At 42.8% G+C, this 17815-nt stretch carries 11 protein-coding genes; 7 read left to right on the top strand and 4 right to left on the bottom strand.

Annotation, left to right across the window (positions count from 1 at the left end):
- Window positions 1-30: 30 nt before the first annotated feature.
- Entirely contained in the window at window positions 31-726 is a 696-nt protein-coding gene (locus RE317_RS09525; RefSeq protein WP_016271010.1) for an SGNH/GDSL hydrolase family protein, read from the bottom strand.
- A 210-nt stretch (window positions 727-936) separates the two neighbouring features.
- On the opposite strand from RE317_RS09525, the gene RE317_RS09530 reads away from it, so the two are divergent.
- From RE317_RS09530 to RE317_RS09540, 3 genes are all read left to right on the top strand, one after another.
- Window positions 937-3696, top strand: a complete 2760-nt coding sequence (locus RE317_RS09530) for a glycosyl hydrolase family 28 protein (RefSeq protein ID WP_172773225.1) — start codon at window positions 937-939, stop codon at window positions 3694-3696.
- Between the two features lie 252 nt (window positions 3697-3948).
- Entirely contained in the window at window positions 3949-6861 is a 2913-nt protein-coding gene (locus tag RE317_RS09535) for a glycoside hydrolase family 2 (RefSeq protein WP_016271012.1), read from the top strand.
- A 41-nt stretch (window positions 6862-6902) separates the two neighbouring features.
- Window positions 6903-8207: a glycoside hydrolase family 28 protein gene (locus tag RE317_RS09540; protein WP_005849236.1), complete on the top strand. Its 1305-nt coding sequence runs from the start codon at window positions 6903-6905 to the stop codon at window positions 8205-8207.
- 151 nt (window positions 8208-8358) lie between these two features.
- On the opposite strand, the gene RE317_RS09545 is transcribed toward RE317_RS09540, so the two are convergent.
- From RE317_RS09545 to RE317_RS09555, 3 genes are all read right to left on the bottom strand, one after another.
- Entirely contained in the window at window positions 8359-8922 is a 564-nt protein-coding gene (locus RE317_RS09545) for a DUF4858 domain-containing protein (RefSeq protein WP_005842844.1), read from the bottom strand.
- An 89-nt stretch (window positions 8923-9011) separates the two neighbouring features.
- Window positions 9012-11477, bottom strand: coding sequence for a bifunctional UDP-N-acetylmuramoyl-tripeptide:D-alanyl-D-alanine ligase/alanine racemase (locus tag RE317_RS09550; protein WP_016271013.1), 2466 nt, complete (start codon window positions 11475-11477; stop codon window positions 9012-9014).
- Window positions 11453-12439: a GSCFA domain-containing protein gene (locus RE317_RS09555; protein ID WP_117873398.1), complete on the bottom strand. Its 987-nt coding sequence runs from the start codon at window positions 12437-12439 to the stop codon at window positions 11453-11455. Before RE317_RS09555 ends, RE317_RS09550 begins: the two co-directional genes overlap by 25 nt.
- 56 nt (window positions 12440-12495) lie before the next feature.
- Between RE317_RS09555 and dxs the strand changes: the two genes are divergently transcribed.
- The 4 genes from dxs to RE317_RS09575 all read left to right on the top strand — a co-directional run bounded on the left by dxs (window position 12496) and on the right by RE317_RS09575 (window position 17717).
- Window positions 12496-14430: a 1-deoxy-D-xylulose-5-phosphate synthase gene (gene dxs / locus RE317_RS09560; RefSeq protein WP_372584130.1), complete on the top strand. Its 1935-nt coding sequence runs from the start codon at window positions 12496-12498 to the stop codon at window positions 14428-14430.
- 12 nt (window positions 14431-14442) lie between these two features.
- Window positions 14443-15783: a Trk system potassium transporter TrkA gene (trkA, locus tag RE317_RS09565; protein ID WP_005842854.1), complete on the top strand. Its 1341-nt coding sequence runs from the start codon at window positions 14443-14445 to the stop codon at window positions 15781-15783.
- Window positions 15783-17237, top strand: coding sequence for a TrkH family potassium uptake protein (locus RE317_RS09570; RefSeq protein ID WP_016271016.1), 1455 nt, complete (start codon window positions 15783-15785; stop codon window positions 17235-17237). Before trkA ends, RE317_RS09570 begins: the two co-directional genes overlap by 1 nt.
- A gap of 102 nt (window positions 17238-17339) precedes the next feature.
- Window positions 17340-17717 (top strand): hypothetical protein, encoded by a 378-nt coding sequence (locus RE317_RS09575; RefSeq protein WP_005849251.1) that lies wholly within the window; start codon window positions 17340-17342, stop codon window positions 17715-17717.
- Window positions 17718-17815: the final 98 nt, after the last annotated feature.

A 17815-nucleotide genomic window follows, 5' to 3' on the forward strand; every position in this document is an offset into this window, starting at 1 on the left:
AAATTTAAACAGGCTTTAAAAACGATCATGTCACTTTCCGTGCGCAGCCATATACGCCTTCACCTGTTCACTAATCTGTTTCATCCCTTTCACCGAAGGATGGCCGCTCATCTTATCAAGCCCTTTCAATTCGATGCAATCGATCTGATAATGTTTGCAAATTGTTCTGACTGATTCAGTTATCTCGTTTCCCAAACCATCATTCAACAAAAAATAGATCTCCACATTAGGATAGTAATCAATCATTGTATCCAGCATATAAGCCATGGCAGGGCGGAAAGAATACAAATCTTTTTTAGACCAATCCGCATACTGATACTCTCCTAAAGGTGATTTCGCCCAATAATCATTAGTCGCGCCAAAAATAAAAATAATATCAGGACAGCCCAACGCCTTCATCCGGGTGATGAAAGAACGGTCGCTATAATCCTCCGAACGGTAACCGGTATGGCAAATAGTAGCACCGGAAAACGAATTATTCACACAAAGACGGTAGTTGTTCTCCTTAATAAACTGATGCCACCAGGTATTACGTACAGAAACCATATCTGTCTTCCGTCCTTTAGGAGGCGTCTTCAGATACCATACAAAATTAGTATCGGGCTGAACATAGCCTTCGAAAGTGGAATAAGAATCCCCCAGAATAGAAACCGATTTCAAACCTTGGGCAATGCCTAAATGACAAAATAACGTACAAAACAGCAGAGTTATAATATACTTTTTCATAGATATTTGATTATTTCGCCTTCAAATATACATCATATTTTGATTTAACACCTATAAAAATAACCTTTTTCTTCTATTTACAGACAAACAAGAAGACATCGAACCGCTTTATAAAAATAAGAACAAATCCAATGGTTACAAATCCTATCTACAAACGTCATTACTTATAAGCCGTAAAATGGGGGCCATTTAATTTTTAAAAGACTAAATATGACAAGAAACGCTTTTTGGGGACTGTGTATCGGATTATGTCTGACGGGTACGCAAGCCATCGCTCAAAAGATGGAAAGCAAAAGTATCAAAACGACTGATAAAACAGATAGTATATCATTCCATATCGATGGAATCACCGAGGGAGAAACTTTATTTACTGTTATCGGAGGACCTGAAGCCCCCGTTATCAACGCAGGAATGCCAGGTACGGAAGGGATTCAAGGAGGATTTGAAGGAGGCTCTATCGTAAAAATAAACGGCGTTTACCACATGTTCCCTACCGAACGTGCCGGTGTGAAAGGAATGCCCGCCTATCACGACAGAGTAAAGACACGGATAGGACACTGGACCAGCACCGATGCTGTTCACTGGACACGCCAATCCACTATATTAGAATCAAGCGGTGTCTATGCATTGGTACATGAAGACAATCCCATGAATGACCGCCGTTCCGCCATCTGGTCTTATATGCCTGTATTCAGCGAAGAAAACAACCGATGGTACGGATTCTATCTGGCTTACACCACAGATAAAGAAATTGCACCCAATCATTCTTTCGGCCGCATCTGGAGATGTGAATCCGAAAAGGAAGGTCTAGAAGGAATAGGCGGTCCTTACCGGGATATGGGAATCATGATAGAACCGGGACTGGACTCCCAACTTTGGGAAGGACGGCAAGGGGTCGCTTCTTTCTTCCCATATAAAGTGGATAAAGGCTGGAATGCGTTTATCAGTGGAGCTTATCCTTACGAAACCCGTGCAGATTATCCCTTGAAAGGAGGGGAAAAGCGCAAAGTATGGGCTGTGGGACTGGCCGAATCAGAAAACTTGGAAGGACCATGGAAACGTATGGGTGAGGAAATCAATCCAATAACTTCCATTCACCCGCAGTTTGTAGAGAATCCTATCGTATCCCGATTACCCAACGGAACCTACATAGCGATGTTTGACGGAGGACCGGACTATTTAAACCTGCCCAACAGAATGGGATACACTTTATCCATAGACGGAAAAAACTGGAGCAAAGCACGTTATATCGCCATTGATACCAAAGTAAAAAAATGGTGGACCGTCATGCGGACCCCGCTTTGCCTGATACCCGAAGGAAACAATGTATATACCATTGTTTATACAGCTTGGGATGATACGCGCTTCCACCCCATCGGGATGGTAAAAGTAAAATTAAATCCGGAAGTATTGGATAAACTGACAGCAGAACTGAAACCGGCTATCCCCTATTTAAATGAAGTAGGTGCACAAGCCATGCCCCGGAATATCGTTCCAATCAAGAATCCCTATTTCAATATGCCTCAACTGAAGCGTCCCGTTTTCCCTGATTTCATCGTCAATATGAAAGGCAAAGGAATGACAGAAGATGCCCCTATTACGGATGTAGTGAACCGGACGATTGCCGAAGTCAGCAAACAAGGAGGAGGAACAGTCGTCATTCCTGAGGGAAAATGGAAATCGACCCGTATTGTACTGAAGAGTAATGTCAATCTGCATTTAGCCAAAGGAGCCGAAATAGAGTTTGCCGGTCGCGCGGAAGATTATCTGCCGGCGGTTTTCACACGCCATGAAGGGATAGAAATAATGGGGCCGGCCGCCTTTATTTACGCCAATGGGGAAAACAACATCGCCATTACGGGAGAAGGAACCATTTACGGACCACCTATGGATGCTGAAATCAGAAAACGTCCTAACGGTGCTTCAGTGGTAGAAAAAGATGTTCCGTGGGACATGCCTATAGAACAACGTATCTATGACGGTATGGAAGGCAGGACTTTCTATCGTCCTAAAACAATCTCTCCCATCAACTGTACCAATGTATTAATAGAAGGGATCACGATGGAACGAAGTACCTTGTGGAATGTGGTACCCATTTATTGCGAGAATGTAATTATAAGAGGCATTACCGTCAACTCTACCAAGGTGCCCAGCGGAGACGGCATTGACATAGAATCTTGTAAAAACGTACTGATTGAATACTGCACGCTGAACTGTGGTGATGATTGCTTTACCCTGAAAGCCGGCAGAGCAGAAGACGGATTACGTGTAGGCAAACCTACAGAAAATGTAGTTATCCGCTACTCGCTGGCCCAGCATGGACATGGCGGGATAACTTGTGGTAGTGAAACAGCCGGAGTGATCAAGAATCTGTATGTACACGATTGTGTATTCGACGGAACCCGTACCGGCATCCGTTTCAAGACACGACGCAACCGTGGAGGAGGCAGTGACAACACGTACTATGAGAGACTGCGCATGATCAATGTAGGAAAAGCCTTTACCTGGGATTTGTTGGGCAGTGCTTATTATATGGGCGAACTGGCCGCACGCTATCCGGCAAGAAAAGTAAACCGGCTGACGCCTGATGTAAAGAATATCCTGATCAAAGATTTCATTGTAGAATCAGCCGACCAGTTCTTTACCGCCAATGGTATTCCCGAAATACCTTTCAACCAGGTAGTGGTGGAAAATGGAGAGATCAAATGCAAGAAATTAATCGGCGCCCTGAATGATGCCGCCGGATTTACGATGCGGAAGCTGACGATAGAAGCACAGCATAATGACATTCACATATTGGATGGAAAAGACATCCTGTTCGAGGATATACATTTCAAACTCCCCGCCGGAGAGATCATGGTGAATGTGGAAGGGGAAAGATCCGGAAACATTGTTTTCAAGAACATCAATGCCAATCAGGAAAAGGTTGAGTATAAAAAGGAATCTCCCATGAGGATAGAAATAAAGTAACTAAATATCGGTCTGATTTGGAACGCAAATGACGCAAATGACACAAATTTAACCTTTCGGTAGGTTTTGCCTCTATGTAGTGAGGGGGCTTTATTTGTGTCATTCGCGTCATTTGCGTTCCAATCTTTCTCCTAAATAATCACACTTATCACACCCACTTCCGCAACTATAATCCCCTATAACTGTATCATTTTTCATCATAATGTATGATTTTCCATTGTAAGGCGGGTTATCCCGCCTTATTTTTGTATCATGAAAACAGTATTCAATGGTATTATGAAAAACAAATGGACCAAACTGGCGGCTTTAGCAATAGCTGCCCTGTGGAGTGGACCAACCGTGCAGGCACAAGCTCCGCACCCCGAACGTATCTATTTATCGGGAACCGGTATTGACAACACCAAGACTTGGGAGTTCTTTTGTTCGGGAGGACAAAACAGTGGGAAATGGAAAAAGATCGAAGTACCCTGCAACTGGGAACTGCAAGGATTCGGAGAATATACTTACGGTCGTTGGTATACTATAAAAGGTGAAAGGCCAAGCGACGAAACGGGTATTTACCGATATAAATTTGAATCTCCGGCAACAACTCCCGGTGAGCGGATAAAAATATTCTTTGACGGAGTGATGACCGACACGAAAGTTTTCATCAATGGAAAACCCGCAGGCGAAATGCACCAGGGAGGATTCTACCGCTTCAGTTATGATATCACCGATTTATTGAAGCCCGACAAAAAGAACCTGCTTGAAGTAAAGATAGCCAAAGAATCAGCCAACAAATCCATCAATGCAGCCGAACGTAAAGCCGACTGGTGGCTGTATGGTGGTATTTACAGACCCGTATGGCTGGAAGTTGTCCCGGCAGTCCACATGCGACATTTTGTTCTGAACGCCGATCAGCATGGAAAATTGCAAGCGGCAATAGAAATGGAAGGGGATGCCAAAGGATATGAATTGTCTGTTTCCGTCCGTTCATTAAAGGATGGAAAAGAAATGTACACTCAAGGACACAAACCTACCGTTTCTCATCAGATTAAGGATTCGAACAAGGAACAGTTGATGGAAGGAAACTGGATGAATATCCAGCCTTGGTCTACAGAGGACCCTAACCTGTACGTAGCCAGACTGGAACTGAAAGACCCCGAAGGGAAAACGGTGCAAAGCCGTGAAACGCGGATAGGTTTCCGCACCATTGAGTTCTTTCCACAAGACGGAGTTTATCTGAATGGAACCAAACTAGTGGTGAAAGGTGTCAACCGCCATTCTTTTTCTGTAGATGGAGGTCGTGCTACCAGTGCGGCTATGAGCCGTCAGGATGCCTTGCTGGTAAAAGAGATGAATATGAATGCCGTCCGTTCACATTATCCGCCTGATGAACATTTCCTGGATATGTGTGATTCATTAGGAATTGTCTATATGGACGAACTGGCAGGATGGCAAAACGGATACGATTCAAAAGTAGGTCCTAAGTTAGTCAAAGAAATGATAGAACGCGATGTCAACCATCCGTCCATCATTATTTGGAGTAATGGCAACGAAGGAGGATGGAATTATAATCTGGATCCTTTATTCGCCAAATACGATAAATTACAGAAACGCCACATGGTACACCCTTGGGCCGATTTCAATGATCTGGACACCCACCATTATCCCACTTATCTGACCGGAGTGGCACGTTTTACCAACGGCTATAAAGTATTTATGCCTACCGAATTCATGCATGCCATGTACGATCAGGGAGGTGGTGCCGGACTACGTGACTTTTGGGATCGTTGGTGCACGAACCCTCTGTTTGCCGGAGGCTTTATCTGGGTATTCTGTGACGAAGCCCCCAAACGTTCTGATAAAGGAGGCATATTGGATTCTGATAAATCCAATGCTCCTGACGGGGTAGTTGGTCCGCGTAGAGAAAAAGAAGGAAGTTACTATGCTATCCGCACACAATGGTCGCCCATCCAGTTAAAACCGCTGCTGATTACCGACCACTTTGACGGCAGTTTCCTGGTTACTAATGAATATACGTATACTAACCTGGACAAATGTCGCATGACTTACAAAATACGTACTTGCGAAACACCTTTGAAAAATGCCATGGAAAGCGGTAAAGTTATCGCAGAAGGCCATGTACAACTGCCTGCCATCACACCGGGTGAAACCGGAAAAGCCCGCTTCACTCTTCCTGCTTCTTTCCGGGAAGGTGATGTACTGGAGTTAGAGGCATTTGACAAAGAGGGGAAAAGTATCTGTAACTGGACTTATCCTATCCGGCTGGCCAAACAATACTTTGATCATAAAATGGCGCAGACTCCGATGACCTTGGAAGCGGTACAACCGGCAACCGCCACTCAAACCGCTACCTCCATCGAACTGAAAAGCGACCGTGTAACCGTCACTTTTGACCCGGCTACCGGCATGATCAGCCGTATCATATCAGGAGGAACAGAAGTTCCATTCAAAGACGGTCCTGTGGCAGTGGGCATGAAAATGCGCTACGAGCCAACATTGAGTTATGTCCGCAACAGCAACGAGGGGGCTGTTTACTGTGCCAAATACAAAGGTGCCGCCGACTCCATCGTATGGCGTCTTACGGACAAAGGATTACTCTATATGGATGCCATTCTGCTGAATCGGGCTTCCGGCGGAGGTGGATTTGATGACGCTTTCATGGACTCCAAAGTATTCAATCTCGGTCTGACTTTCTCTTATCCTGAAAAGAATTGCTCCGGCATGAAATGGATGGGCCGTGGCCCGTACCGTGTCTGGAAAAACCGGATTCCGGGAACGAATTATGGAGTATGGCACAAAGAGTACAACAATACCATCACCGGAGAAAGTTTTGAAAATCTGGTTTATCCGGAATTCAAAGGATATCATGCCAATATGTATTGGGCCACTTTGGAAAGTGACACGACACCGTTCACCATTTATTCACGGAATGACGGTATCTTCTTCCATGTGTTCACTCCCGAAGAACCGAAAGGACGCGTAAAAGACACCATGCCCAAATTCCCCGAAGGGGATATATCCTTCCTGCTGGACATCCCGGCTATTTGCTCCTTTAAACCCATCGAGCAACAAGGACCGAACAGCCAGCCGGGTAATATCCGTATCAAATCGGGGGATGAAGGGTTACATCTGAATTTGATGTTTGATTTCCGACAATAAACAAGCGAATAGTAGTTAGTGATTAATTTAATAGCAGAATCATGAAATTAATAACTTTTGTATGTGCCGCCTTTCTATGCCTTCCGTCTTTGGCACAAGAAAAATTTCCGGACGGCACGCCTGTATCCGATTGGTTTAAGGACAGTAAGATAGTAGATATAAACACATTAGGCAAGAAATACATTCTGACAGATTACGGTGTCATCAATGACAGCACCCTGTTACAAACAGAGAAAATCCAATCTGCCATTGATGCTGCCGCACAAAATGGCGGCGGAGTTATCGTCATTCCCAAAGGAACCTATTTAAGCGGAGCGCTGTTCTTCAAACCCAAAACACACCTGCATCTGGAGGAAGGAGCTGTGTTGAAGGGAAGTGATGATATCAGCAACTTCCCCATCATAGATACCCGCATGGAAGGGCAAAGCTTGAAATATTTCGCGGCGTTGGTCAATGCCGACAAAGTGGACGGTTTTACGTTATCCGGAAAAGGCACGATTGATGGCAACGGATTAAGATACTGGAAATCATTCTGGCTTCGTCGAAAAGTCAATCCCCAATGTACCAATATGGATGAATTACGTCCCCGGCTGGTTCATATCTCCCATAGCAATAACGTCCAACTCTCAGGAGTACGCCTCATCAACTCTCCCTTTTGGACTACCCATCTTTATAAATGCAATCACATAAAATTACTGAACCTCTATATTTTCTCACCGGAGAAACCGGTAAAGGCTCCAAGTACGGATGCCATTGATATTGATGTATGCAGCAATGTACTGGTGAAGAACTGCTATATGTCTGTCAATGATGACGCCATAGCCTTAAAAGGCGGCAAAGGTCCCTGGGCAGACCAAGACCCGAACAATGGAGGAAATTCCAACATCATCATCGAAGATTGTACCTACGGCTTCTGCCACGGCGCCCTCACTTGTGGAAGCGAATCCATCCACAATCGCAATATTATCTTGCGACGCATTCACATCACCAATGCCAATCGTTTGTTATGGTTAAAGATGCGGCCGGACACTCCTCAACAATATGAATATATTCTGGTGGAGGATATCACCGGAGATGCAGACCATTTTCTGTATATCAAGCCTTGGACACAATTCTTTGACCTGAAAGACAGAAAAGACATTCCCGTTTCTTACTCAAACCATGTGACAATGAGAAACATTGATTTTAAATGCGATAATTTCTTCAGCGTAGAAAAGTCTGATCAATATCAACTTACTAACTTTACATTCGAAAACCTGAACATTAAAGCTAAAAACGGGGAATGCGACAAAGAAATGATTGACAATTTCATTTGGAAAAAGGTAAGTATAAATAATATAAAATAAGATCAGCAGTTGAATAAATCAAATTCAACAATATCTAATCACGAGCCACGGCTGGCACTATCCAAACGTGGCTCCTGTTTTTTCAACATGAAATTCACAAGATCCCGGTGTATTCCACATATATCCGGCATTCGTTTCTTTACTTAATAGTTCAATAACTCTTCCAGGCATCAGCCTCTTTGGCATTACGGGCTTTTGCACGCATTTTCTTACTGAAAATGATTCCCAGCAGCTTATCGGCATCAAACGTAGCACTGATACCCGCCCCCACCATCAAAGCGCTAGGAGTAAATTTGCCTGCCGGCGCAGGTTCCAAACGAGGATCATAGCCTGCCAACAACTCTTTGTTGATAGGAATCTCTACATAAATTTGTTCCTCTTCCGGAGTTTCAAACGGTCCGTACGGCAATAACCTGATATACCCTCTACCATCTATTGTATCCATTTGAGAGATATAATAACGAGGAAGTTCCGTTTCAAACTTCATGTTTTTTTTAGGGAAGGGAGTTGATTTCATTTTCCACTTTTCGGGATTGAACAATCTGTCAATCTCTTTCTGTGTTTCATCATCTATCACAATTTCTACTTGACCGCTCAATAGTTGCTGCAAACGCAAAGAGTCCTGTTTGGTCAACTGCTTGGTCTCATTCGTTCTCTGGGCAAATGACAACACCGAGAAACAAAGACATAACAAAAGGAAGAATATACGTTTCATAGCTATCTATTTTTAGTAACTTCCTAAAGATACGCAAAAGTAACGTATGTTCATCCTTTTCAAGTCTTTTTCTTTCGTTCTTTTTTTCGTTAATTCTGGTAATAAACTCGTTTTACCCTATTAGACACACTGGTCAAGATCTCGTATGGAATAGTTTCCAGAATCTCTGACAGGACAGTGACCGGTAAATCATCTCCGAAAATGATAGCTTTATCCCCTTCCTTACAATCAATATCCGTCACATCAATCATGCATACATCCATACAGATATTACCCACGTATGGCGCTTTCTGCCCATTCACCAAACAGTAGGCATGTCCATTTCCCAAACGTCGGTTCAGCCCGTCGGCATAGCCGATAGGAATAGCGGCAATGCGGGAATCCCTTTCCAAATGTCCTTTACGACTATACCCCACTGTTTCCTCCTTAGGAACCACATGAATCTGAAGAATAGTGGTTTTTAATGTACTTACATTATGGATGATCTGATTGGTAAACGGATCAATTCCATAAAGACCGATTCCCAAACGCACCATATCGAACTGGGCACCCGGATAACGTTCTATCCCGGCTGTATTACAGATATGACGCAATATCTTATGCTGAAAAGCCTCCTGCAAACATTCAGAAGCAGCTTCAAACATTTCTATCTGTCTGCGCGTAAACGAATCAAACTGAGCCCCGTCACTGCCTACCAAATGGGAGAATACAGAACGTGGAATAACAGCTGTCTGTTTCTTCAGACGGTCTATCAGTTCCGGAATCTCTTCGGGTGCAAAACCCAAACGGTGCATTCCCGTATCCAATTTAATATGAATGGGGAAATTCGTTACCCCTTCTTTTTCGGCAGCTTTAATCAGTTCATTCAATAAATGGAAACTGTAAACCTCGGGTTCCAATTTATAATCAAACATGGTCTTGAATGCTGTCAACTCAGGATTCATAATCATAATGGAACAGGTAATTCCCGCTTTCCTCAGATCCGAACCTTCATCAGCCACAGCTACCGCCAAGTAATCCACACGATGATCTTGCAGTGTCTTAGCTATCTCGTATGAACCGGCACCGTATGCAGAAGCCTTCACCATACATACCATTTTTGTTTCCGGCTTCAGTTTGCTGCGATAATAATTCAAGTTATCAACCAAAGCATTCAAATTGATCTCCAAAATGGTTTCATGCACTTTCAGTTCCAAACGATCTGAAATCCGGTCAAAATGAAAAGCCCGCGAACCTTTTACCAAAATCACCTCATTACGCAGCCCAGCCAGCAAATCCGACTCCAACAGTTCTTCTGTAGTACGGAAAAAATACTTTTCTATCTCAAAACGGGCAGCAGCAGTCCGAATTTCCTCTCCTACCCCGATAATCTTCTCTACTCCCCGGCTATGTACCAATTCGGCTACCTGACGATAAAGCAGTTTGCCGCTCTGTCCTGTTTCAAGCATATCCGAGAGGATAAGTGTCCGTTTTTTTCCTTTATCATCAGAACGACGCGACATAAAGTCAAGAGCAATATCCAAAGAAGCCAAATCCGAATTATAACTATCATTGATCAACACACAGCCATTCTTGCCCTCTTTTACCTCCAGACGCATAGCAATCTGTTCCAAACGCGCCATGCGCTCGGTTATTTGTTCAGGGGAAACCATCATATACAAAGCCACAGCCAGACAATGCAGCGAATTCTCAATAGAAGCGTCATCTATAAAAGGAATACTAAATTCATTCGGCATCCCCAGATAACGGTATTTAATAGTGGTAACATGTTCTCCTTTTTGAATGGACTCAATAAACAACGGACGTTCATTGTCCTTTTTCGACCAAGCAATCTCACGCGAGGTAAAAAGAGATTTTGCCACACACGAACTGATCAGTTCGTTATCGCCATCATAAATGATGACGTCACAGTCTTTGAACAAAGTAAGCTTCTCCATACATTTATCCTGTAAAGAGAAAAAGTTCTCTTGGTGCGCACCACCAATATTAGTCAAAATCCCCACAGTAGGTTTAATGATAGTCTGCAACGCCTCCATTTCCCCCATTTCGGAAATACCCGCTTCAAAAATAGCCAACTCAGTGCGTTCATTCATCAACCATACCGAAAGTGGCACACCTATCTGTGAATTATAGCTACGTGGCGAACGGGTTACCACACGGTCCGGGCTCAGCAATTGATACAACCATTCCTTCACAATGGTTTTTCCATTGCTGCCTGTAATTCCTATAACCGGAATCTGAAACTGCTCCCGATGCTTTTCCGCCAATTTCTGTAATCCTTTCAGAGGATTGGCCAACTGCAGGAAATTCGCATCTTGAAAAGATTTCATATCGGCCGGCAATTCGCCCACTACAAAATTACGGACTCCACGTTCATACAATTCCGGAAGATATTTATGCCCGTCATTCCGTTTGGTTTTTAAAGCAAAAAATAATGTTTCTTCCGGAAAGCACAATGAACGGCTATCAGTTAAAATCCAATCAATCTGTGCACTACGGTCACCAAACCGCTTTGCTCCCAGAACTTTTTCTATATTTTCAATCGAGCTTGACATTGTTCTAATTCTTTTTGAAGGTCAAAATACGGGAACTTTTCTTTAAGTCGCTCTATCTTTAACACTATTTGAGTTAAAAATTTGCGATATGTTTCAGATTGGGCATTAAACGGTTTGTGAGCTAAAGCCTTCCGGATATCCTCCCACTCTTTCATTATTCTATCCGTTTCTTTACTAAAATAACATTCTGTAAAACATTCCCATAAATAAGATACAGCAACAGGAGAAGGATGCAACATGTCATCTGCATAAAAACGATAATCACGAAGTTCATCCATCATGATTTCATAAGAAGGGAAATAGTAACAATCAGACCAGCGGCGGCATAATTCATCCACCGCAAGAAGCAAAGTGGACTTACTTATCTGATTACCATGCATACCATCTTTGCTATGCCGTATGGGGCTGACAGTGAAAAGTATCTTCAAGAACGGATTTACTTTTCTCAATTCCACCAACACACATTCCCATTCAGTGACAATTTCCTCTACCGTAAGAAGTTGTCGGGTAAAAAGGCTGTCGGGCTGTTTGTGGCAATTTCCTACCACCATGGTCCTTTCCTTCAGCCAATAAGCAAATGCAGTCCCCCAAGTAATAACCAGCCAATCAAGCTGAGGAAGTCCGGCTGAAGCCTGTTCCAGCCGCGTATTTATAGAAGACAAACAAGATGCTGCCGTAGAGGCTGAAAAAACGCTATGATGCATCCAACTGTGCCAACAGCCTCCGGCATAGAACAAATCCTCTTCCGTATATGTTTGATGGGATAGAATTTGCCAAAGAGCTTCCACTATGGATAAAGGATTATAGAGGATTCCAAAAGGATTTACATCACAACGGAACTTATTTGCCAACAACAAATTTCCGATGTTTTCTGCAAAACAAGAACCCAATAGCATGATTCGGTCCGAATGCCGGATTTCTGTTTCCCTTTTAGGTAATTCTACTTGCGTTCTGAAATTCATACGATAAGGAAAGCTTTTAAAATTTAAGGGCAAATGTAATCATAATACACATATTTATGCTATTTTTGCACGATATTTATCATATCATAGGAATGGAACAGGATAATTTATATAACTTACTGCAAAGCATAGATACTCCGGATGATTTGCGCCATTTAAGCGCAGACAAACTGCCCGAAGTGTGTAAAGAGCTAAGGCAAAAGATTATAGATGAGCTCTCATGTAATCCGGGGCATTTCGGTTCCAGTTTGGGCGTAATAGAACTGACCGTCGCCTTACATTATGTATTCAACACACCCTATGACCGCATTGTATGGGATGTAGGGCATCAAGCTTACGGGCATAAAATTTTAACCGGACGCCGGGATGCGTTCTGTACCAACCGTAAACTGAATGGCATACGTCCTTTTCCTTCTCCATCCGAAAGTGAATATGACACATTTACTTGCGGGCATGCGTCAAATTCTATTTCCGCAGCTTTAGGTATGGCTGTAGCAGCCAAAAAGCACGGAGAGAATAACCGGCATGTCGTTGCTGTAATTGGTGACGGTTCCATGAGTGGAGGGCTGGCTTTCGAAGGGCTGAACAATGCCTCGGCAACTCCTAATAACCTTCTGATTATCCTGAATGACAACAACATGGCTATAGACCGTAGTGTAGGAGGCATGAAACAATATCTGTTGAACCTGCAAATGTCTGAAGGATACAACCGGATACGCTATAAAATATCACAAATGTTCCATCGATGGGGCATCCTGAACGAAGAACGCCGGAAAAGCCTGATACGATTTAACAACAGCCTGAAATCCATGCTGGTACAACAGCAAAACGTATTTGAAGGCATGAATATCCGTTATTTCGGACCTATTGATGGACACGATGTCAACAATTTGGCACGTGTATTAAAAGAGATTAAAGATATGCAAGGACCTAAACTGCTCCATATACATACCACCAAAGGAAAAGGTTTCGGTCCGGCAGAAAAAGCTGCCACCATCTGGCATGCTCCGGGCATATTCGACAAGGAAACCGGAGAGCGTATCGTTGTCGATACCAAAGGAATGCCCCCTTTGTTTCAGGATGTTTTTGGAAATACCCTATTGGAACTGGCCCAAACAAATGATAAAATCGTAGGAGTCACTCCCGCAATGCCCTCAGGGTGCTCTATGAACATATTAATGAAAGCCATGCCCGAAAGAGGTTTTGATGTGGGAATTGCCGAAGGACATGCCGTTACCTTTTCAGGAGGAATGGCAAAAGATGGTCTATTGCCTTTCTGCAATATCTATTCGTCTTTCATGCAACGTGCCTATGACAATGTGATTCACGATATAGCGATACAAAAACTCAATGTAGTATTGTGCCTGGACCGCGCTGGATTGGTAGGAGAAGACGGTCCTACTCATCACGGAGCATTCGATCTGGCTTATATGAGACCGATACCCAATCTCATTGTGGCCTCCCCTTACAACGAACATGAACTGCGTTGTTTGATGTATACCGCCCAGTTACCTGACAAAGGTCCTTTTGTCATCCGTTATCCACGTGGAAGAGGTTCATTGGTAGACTGGAAATGTCCAATGCAAGAGATTGAGATAGGAAAAGGAAGAAAATTGAAAGAAGGAAAAGACATAGCGGTCATTACGCTGGGGCCCATTGGCGTTCAAGCAGAAAAGGCTGTCACACATGCCGAACAGGAAACAGGAAAAAGCATTGCTCACTATGATTTGCGTTTCTTAAAGCCGTTAGATGAAAGTATGTTACACGAAATAGGCAAGAGATTCAAGCAAGTGGTCACTGTTGAAGACGGTGTGCTAAAAGGTGGAATGGGCAGTGCCATACTGGAATTTATGGCAGACAATGAGTATAATCCGCAAATAAAACGTATCGGACTACCGGATCAATTTGTCCAGCATGGTTCAGTAAAAGAACTATATCATATTTGCGGCATGGACGAAGAAGGTATTTACAAAGTTTTGATATCATTCTAAGAGAGACGAACAATGAAAATCATTATTGCAGGAGCAGGAGCAGTAGGCACCCATCTGGCGAAATTATTATCGGATGAAAAGCAAGACATCATTTTGATGGATGAAAACGAAGAAAAGTTGAGCAAACTTGATTCCAACTTCGATTTAATGACTGTCAATGCATCCCCCACCTCCATTTCCGGCCTTAAGAATGCAGGAGTGGCAGGCGCGGATTTATTTATCGGGGTCATGCCGGAAGAAAGCCGCAATATGACGGCCTGTATGTTGGCTACCAATATGGGGGCAAAAAAGACTGTAGCCCGGATTGACAATTACGAATATTTACTTCCTAAACATAAAGAATTCTTTTCCCAACTAGGAGTACACTCACTGATTTATCCGGAAATGCTGGCCGCCAAAGATATAGTAGATGCCATCAAAATGAGCTGGATACGCCAATGGTGGGAATTTTGCGGTGGTGCATTGGTCCTGATAGGTACCAAAATGCGCGAAACGGCAGAAATTCTGAACGTTCCCCTTCATGAACTGGGAGGACGTAATATTCCATTCCACATTGTAGCTATCAAACGGGGAAATGAAACAATCATCCCCCGGGGAGATGATGTTATCAAACTGCATGATATTGTTTATTTCACAACAACAAAGAAATACATTCCCTATATCCGCAAGATTACAGGAAAAGAAAATTATCCCGATGTACGCAATGTGATGATTATGGGCGGCAGCCGCATAGCTGTTCGCACCACACAATATGTACCGGATTACATGCAGGTCAAGATTATTGAAAATGACATCAACAGATGTAACCGGCTGACCGAAGTGGTAGATGACAAAGTAATGATTATCAACGGAGATGGACGGGATATGGATCTGCTCATGGAAGAAGGGTTAAAAAACACGGAAGCATTTGTCGCTCTGACGGACAATTCTGAAACAAACATTCTGGCTTGTCTTGCCGCCAAACGTATGGGAGTAACCAAAACTGTGGCAGAAGTAGAAAATATCGATTATATCAGCATGGCAGAAAGCCTGGATATCGGTACGGTTATCAATAAAAAAATGATTGCCGCCAGCCATATCTATCAAATGATGCTGGATGCAGATGTTTCCAACGTAAAATGTCTGACTTTTGCCAATGCTGATGTAGCCGAATTTACGGTTAAAAACGGTTCACGTATAACCAAATGCGCTGTCAAAGATGCCGGCCTTCCCAAAGGTGCCACCATTGGCGGACTGATTCGCAACGGTGAAGGGATACTGGTGACAGGTAATACCGTCATCCAACCTAACGACCATGTCGTAGTATTCTGTCTAGGTATGATGATTAAGAAAATAGAAAAATTCTTCAATTGATGATAAATGCAAAAATGATAGCCCGGATTATGGGGGCGTTATTCTTCATCGAAGCGGGGTTTCTTATTCTATGCTCGTTTCTCGCTGTCTATTATAATGAATCAGATATTTCAGCTTTCCTATATTCTGCCGCAATAACAGCCGGAGCAGGTAGCATAGCCGCTTTAGCAGGGAAAAATGCAGAAAAGAGAATCAGCCGCCGCGATGGATACGTTATTGTAACCCTTGCCTGGGTGTTTTTTTCTTTATTCGGTATGCTTCCATTCTATCTAAGCGGATATATTCCCACTATAACGGATGCTTTTTTTGAAACCATGTCAGGATTCACCACCACCGGAGCAAGTATTTTGGACAATATAGAGTCATTGCCACACGGGCTTTTGTTCTGGCGAAGTATGACACAATGGATCGGAGGATTAGGAATTGTCTTTTTTACTATTGCCGTATTACCGATTTTCGGAGTAGGCAGTGTACAATTATTTGCAGCGGAAGCCACCGGTCCCACCCATGATAAAGTACATCCGCGTATTGGAGTTACGGCCAAATGGATTTGGACTATCTATTTGGGGCTGACCATTACAGAGATTATTCTGCTGGTTGCTGGAGGCATGAACTTTTTCGACAGTGTATGTCATTCTCTGACTACTACCGCCACAGGAGGATATTCAACCAAACAAAATAGCATTGCCGCCTTCAACTCTCCTTACATAGAATATATAATTACGCTATTCATGTTTTTGGCAGGTATCAATTTCACCTTACTATATCTACTGTTCTTAAAAGGAAATTTCAAACGCTTATTCCAAAATACAGAACTCCACTGGTATTTGGGAACTGTGGGATTTTTTACCCTTTTCACTACCGTCACTCTTATTTTCACCAGTCCGTTCGGTATTGAAGAATCTTTCCGTAAAGCCATATTTCAGGTTGTTTCCTTACAAACCACTACCGGATTCATTTCTGCAGATTATATGACTTGGGTACCTGTACTTTGGACATTAATGTGCATCATCATGCTGTTTGGAGCTTGTGCCGGATCCACCACAGGAGGAATAAAATGTATACGCATAGCCATTATGAGCCGTGTTTCTAAAAATGAATTCAAACATATCATTCATCCCAATGCTATACTTCCTGTACGTATCAACCGCCAAGTTATTTCATCAACAACCAAGTCAGCAGTACTTGCATTCATTTTTCTATATATGGCTATTATTTTTATTGGATGGCTGGTTCTTATGCTGTTTGGAGTAGGGTTTGAAGAAGCTTATAGCGTAGTCATTTCCAGTTTGGGCAATGTAGGACCAGGTATTGGAAAATGCGGCCCTTCCTATTCATGGAACGGGTTGCCGGATGCAGCAAAATGGATAAGTGCAATATTGATGCTGATAGGACGTTTGGAATTATTTACCGTACTTCTGCTCTTCATGCCGAGTTTTTGGAAAAAGCATTGACATTTACGTCCTATAACCATTTTTATACATAAATAATTCAAAAAATCTCAATGAAGCTTCAAATATTGGCTATCTTTGCACCCTCATTTAAAGGGTAACAAGATGAATAATATGTTGAGATACATTGTATATATCCTATTATTTCTACTGTTTACGATAACAGTAGGTCAGGATTATCATACGGTTGAGACAACAGATTTACCCCCACAGACCTCTTGTTACCAGCAACAACAAGACCCCTGCAAAAGAACAGTGGACTTCCTGTTTACCAACAATTTTGCAGATATGCCACAAATAGCCATATCACTTGACAACCCTTCCACATCAAAGTTCAAATGTATAGTCCGCATTTTAGCAGCATTGAACGAACTTAAAAAGCAGGAGCTACAAACAAACCATATAGTTTGCCACACTTTTCATTCGCTTTACACTGATGCAGTAGATTATTATATCTATGCACTCCGGCGGATCATCATTTAATTTTTAATCTTTTTTCAGCATTTTGCTGAGTAGAAATCCTTATAACAAACGTCTTATAAGGAAAATTTTTCTATCCGTTTGTCTAATCAAAAAAAGTT

The sequence above is a fragment of the Phocaeicola sp. GP0067 genome (assembly GCF_031119655.1).
GTDB classification, from domain to species: Bacteria; Bacteroidota; Bacteroidia; order Bacteroidales; family Bacteroidaceae; genus Phocaeicola; species Phocaeicola vulgatus.

Bases quoted from the DNA above. Each gene is read 5' to 3' on its own strand.
- RE317_RS09525 (WP_016271010.1), bottom strand. From the start codon at position 726: ATGAAAAAGTATATTATAACTCTGCTGTTTTGTACGTTATTTTGTCAT.
- RE317_RS09570 (WP_016271016.1), top strand. From the start codon at position 15,783: ATGATAAATGCAAAAATGATAGCCCGGATTATGGGGGCGTTATTCTTC.
- RE317_RS09550 (WP_016271013.1), bottom strand. From the start codon at position 11,477: ATGTCAAGCTCGATTGAAAATATAGAAAAAGTTCTGGGAGCAAAGCGG.
- RE317_RS09535 (WP_016271012.1), top strand. From the start codon at position 3,949: ATGAAAACAGTATTCAATGGTATTATGAAAAACAAATGGACCAAACTG.
- dxs (WP_372584130.1), top strand. From the start codon at position 12,496: ATGCTATTTTTGCACGATATTTATCATATCATAGGAATGGAACAGGAT.
- RE317_RS09545 (WP_005842844.1), bottom strand. From the start codon at position 8,922: ATGAAACGTATATTCTTCCTTTTGTTATGTCTTTGTTTCTCGGTGTTG.
- trkA (WP_005842854.1), top strand. From the start codon at position 14,443: ATGAAAATCATTATTGCAGGAGCAGGAGCAGTAGGCACCCATCTGGCG.
- RE317_RS09575 (WP_005849251.1), top strand. From the start codon at position 17,340: ATGAATAATATGTTGAGATACATTGTATATATCCTATTATTTCTACTG.
- RE317_RS09540 (WP_005849236.1), top strand. From the start codon at position 6,903: ATGAAATTAATAACTTTTGTATGTGCCGCCTTTCTATGCCTTCCGTCT.
- RE317_RS09530 (WP_172773225.1), top strand. From the start codon at position 937: ATGACAAGAAACGCTTTTTGGGGACTGTGTATCGGATTATGTCTGACG.
- RE317_RS09555 (WP_117873398.1), bottom strand. From the start codon at position 12,439: ATGAATTTCAGAACGCAAGTAGAATTACCTAAAAGGGAAACAGAAATC.